This is a genomic window from Pseudomonas sp. HMWF006 (genome assembly GCF_003061205.1).
In the GTDB taxonomy this organism is placed as follows: Bacteria; Pseudomonadota; Gammaproteobacteria; order Pseudomonadales; family Pseudomonadaceae; genus Aquipseudomonas; species Aquipseudomonas monsensis.
On sequence record NZ_QAIU01000146.1, the window covers coordinates 1 to 3,277 of the forward strand.

The following is a 3,277-nucleotide window of genomic DNA, read 5'->3' on the forward strand; positions in this document are numbered from 1 at the left end:
GCCCTCGCCCCGCTGAATGCGTCGCGACTGGCGATCATCGGCAGCGGCAAGGTCGCTCAGGCACATCTTCATTATGTGAAAGGCTTGCGTGACTGGCAGAGCATCAGCGTGTATTCGCCGAGCCTGTCGGAAGATGCGCAAACCCGGGCGCAGCTGAAAGCGATCTTCCCGGGCGTGAAAATTGCCGACAGCCGCGACACCGCCCTCGACGATGCTGACGTGATCATGCTCTGCACCTCGTCCGCCGGGCCGGTCATCGACCCGGCCACCTTGAGCAAACCGGCGCTGATCACCTCGATCAGCACCAACGCGCCACGCGCCCATGAAGTGCCGCCGCAGAACCTGGGCGACATGCAGGTATTCTGTGACTATCGTCTGACCACGCCGGGTTCGGCCGGTGAGATGCTGATCGCGACCGAACAGCATGGCTGGAGCAAGGATTTGATCGTCGGTGACCTCGCCGACCTGCTCAGCGAGAAAGTGCCGCGCCCCGGTTACAACCGTCACGTATTTTTCCGTTCAATTGGTCTGGGCCTGGAAGACATCGCCCTGGCCAATGCGCTTTATCACTTGACCAACTAACACCCCAAATCCCCTGTAGGAGCGAGCCCGCTCGCGATAGCGGTATATCAGTCAACGAAAATGTTGAATGTAAAAGCGCTATCGCGAGCAGGCTCACTCCTACAGGAGATCGCGAACTTCTTGATATCGCGTCCACCCCGGAGACATTCATGAGCCAGGCAGACTTCATCATCATTGGCGGCGGGATTGCCGGCGCTTCCACCGGTTTCTGGCTGTCGCCGCACGCCAAAGTGATCGTGCTGGACCGTGAGTCGCACCCGGCTTACCACTCCACCGGACGCTCGGCGGCGCTCTACACCGCCGCATACGGAACGCCGCAGGTGCGCGCGCTGACCCTCGCCAGCCGTGAGTTTTTCGATCAGCCGCCGAGTGGCTTCTGCGAGCATCCATTGCTGACCCCGCGCGGCGAAATGACTGTCGATTTCACCGGCGACGCCGCTGAACTGAACAACCAGTACCTCAGCGCCAAAGCCACGGTGCCGGAGATGCAATTACTCAGCGCCGACGAAGCCTGCGCCCGTCTGCCGATCCTGCGTCGGGAGAAAGTCCATGGCGCGATCTACGACCCGACCGCCAGCGACATCGACACCGACGCCCTGCATCAGGGTTACCTGCGCGGCATCCGCCGCAACAACGGCGAAGTGCACACCGATTGCGAGGTGCTGAGCCTGAGTCGCGACGCTGACGGCCAGTGGCAAGTGCAAACCAATAGCCAGACGTTCAGCGCCCCGATCATCATCAACGCCGCCGGCGCCTGGGCCGACAAGATCGGCGCATTGGCCGGCGCCCGCCCGCTGGGCCTGCAACCGAAACGCCGCGCCGCGTTTATCTTCGCCGGGCCCGAAGGCGTCGACATTCATCACTGGCCGATGCTGGTCAGCCTCGACGAATCGTTCTACATGAAGCCCGACGCCGGGATGTTCCTCGGCTCGCCAGCGAATGCCGATCCGGTCGAACCTCACGACGTGCAGCCGGAGGAGCTGGACATCGCCATGGGCATCTACCAGATCGAAGAAGCCACGACGCTGACCATCCGCCGCCCGACCCGGACCTGGGCCGGTTTGCGCAGCTTCGTCGCCGATGGTGACCTGCTCAGTGGTTTCGATCAGCAGGTGCCTGGGCTGTTCTGGGTCGCGGCGCAGGGCGGTTACGGTATCCAGACTTCTCCGGCGATGGGCCAGGCCAGTGCGGCACTGGTGCGCGGTCAGTCGTTGCCGGAGCATCTGCAGCAGTTCGGCCTCAGCCGCGCCATGCTCTCCCCTTCACGGCTGCGCTGATGGCCCCTGCGGATGACGCGCCCAACGGATTGCGGCACACTCGCAGCGCCCCCGTGCACGGGGGCGCTGACACCGCCTGGAGCTCCACAGTCATGACTGCCCCCGAATTCGATCCGGCACTGGATAACTTCCGTGCCATCGCCGACGCCATCGCCACGCTGTTCTTTCCCCACGCCGAAGTGGTGCTGCACGACCTGCGCACGCAAAAAGTCGACTACATCGCCAACAATCTGTCCAAGCGAGTGATCGGTGATGAGTCGTCGCTGGAAGACATGCTTAGCGAAGATGTCAGCGACCGCAACATCGGCCCGTACGAAAAGCTCAACTGGGACGGTCAGAAAATCCGCAGCCTGAGCACCGTATTGCGCGACAGCGAAGGTCTGCCGTTGGCGGTGCTGTGCATCAACCTGAATATTTCGCTGTTCGAAAATGCGAAGGCGGCGCTGGACCTGTTTCTGTCGCCGAGCAAACTGATCCCGCAACCGGACTCTCTGTTTCGCGATGACTGGCAGGAGCGCATCAACACCTTCCTCCACGCCTGGCTACGCGAGCGGCAGCTGAGCCTGAATCTGCTGACCCGCGATCACAAACGCGAGCTGGTGCTGGCCCTGCACGCCGAGGGCGCGTTCAAGGGCAAGAGCGCGTCGAACTATGTGGCCAATGTGCTGAACATGGGGCGGGCGACGGTGTACAAGCACCTGAAGGAATTGAAGGGCTAGAGATCTTCAACGATAGTTCCGGCCTCTTCGCGAGCAAGCTCGCTCCCACAGGGATTTGTGAATGCCACAGATCCAATGTGGGAGCGAGCTTGCTCGCGAAAGCGGTAGATCAGTCGCCGTAGATGTCGGACTTGAAATACTTCTCGGAAATCTTCTGATACTCGCCACTCGCACGAATCCCGTCGATGGCCGTGTTCAACTGGCTGACCAACTCGGCATTGCCCTTGCGCACCGCAATCCCGGCGCCCTCGCCCACGTACTTCGGATCCTTCAGCTCCGGCCCGACAAACGCATAGCCCTTGCCGCGCGGCATCGACAGAAAGTCGTTCAACGGAATGGTGTCGGCAAAAATGGCATCGAGGCGTCCGGCCGCCAGGTCCATGTAGATTTCTTCGTTGTTGCTGTAGCGCTTGACGTTGATGCCCTTGGGTTCGAACACCTCGGTGGCATAACGGTCGGTGGTCGTGGCGCGCTGCACGCCGACGTTCTTGCCCTTGAGGCTGGCGTACTGATCATCGACGGTGGCGCCGTCCTTCATCACCAGCCGCGACGAAGTGAAATAGTACTTGTGGGTGAAATCCACCGACTTCTTGCGATCTTCGTTGATGGTCATCGACGACAGGGCCATGTCGATTTTCTTCACCTTGAGCGAAGGAATCAGACCGTCGAACTCACCCTCGACCCACACACACTTGACCT

General features: G+C 61.3%; 3 protein-coding genes and 1 pseudogene. 3 read left to right on the forward strand and 1 reads right to left on the reverse strand.

Translation table 11 applies throughout. The features are described from left to right. From DBR24_RS05745 to DBR24_RS05760, 3 genes and pseudogenes are all read left to right on the forward strand, one after another. Positions 1-582 (forward strand): annotated as a pseudogene (locus tag DBR24_RS05745) (ornithine cyclodeaminase family protein); the annotation flags it as partial. A gap of 149 nt (positions 583-731) precedes the next feature. Continuing rightward, positions 732-1,859, forward strand: coding sequence for an FAD-binding oxidoreductase (locus DBR24_RS05755; RefSeq protein ID WP_128614166.1), 1,128 nt, complete (start codon positions 732-734; stop codon positions 1,857-1,859). Between the two features lie 92 nt (positions 1,860-1,951). Then, positions 1,952-2,578 (forward strand): transcriptional regulator, encoded by a 627-nt coding sequence (locus tag DBR24_RS05760; RefSeq protein WP_123464853.1) that lies wholly within the window; start codon positions 1,952-1,954, stop codon positions 2,576-2,578. Between the two features lie 109 nt (positions 2,579-2,687). Here the strand turns inward: DBR24_RS05760 and DBR24_RS05765 are convergent. Beyond that, positions 2,688-3,277 (reverse strand): transporter substrate-binding domain-containing protein (locus DBR24_RS05765; RefSeq protein WP_128614167.1); only part of this gene is annotated, 590 nt, incomplete at its 5' end.

What these genes read in the sequence shown, in the direction of transcription:
- DBR24_RS05755 (WP_128614166.1), top strand. Translation starts at nt 732, where the DNA reads ATGAGCCAGGCAGACTTCATCATCATTGGCGGCGGGATTGCCGGCGCT.
- DBR24_RS05760 (WP_123464853.1), top strand. Translation starts at nt 1,952, where the DNA reads ATGACTGCCCCCGAATTCGATCCGGCACTGGATAACTTCCGTGCCATC.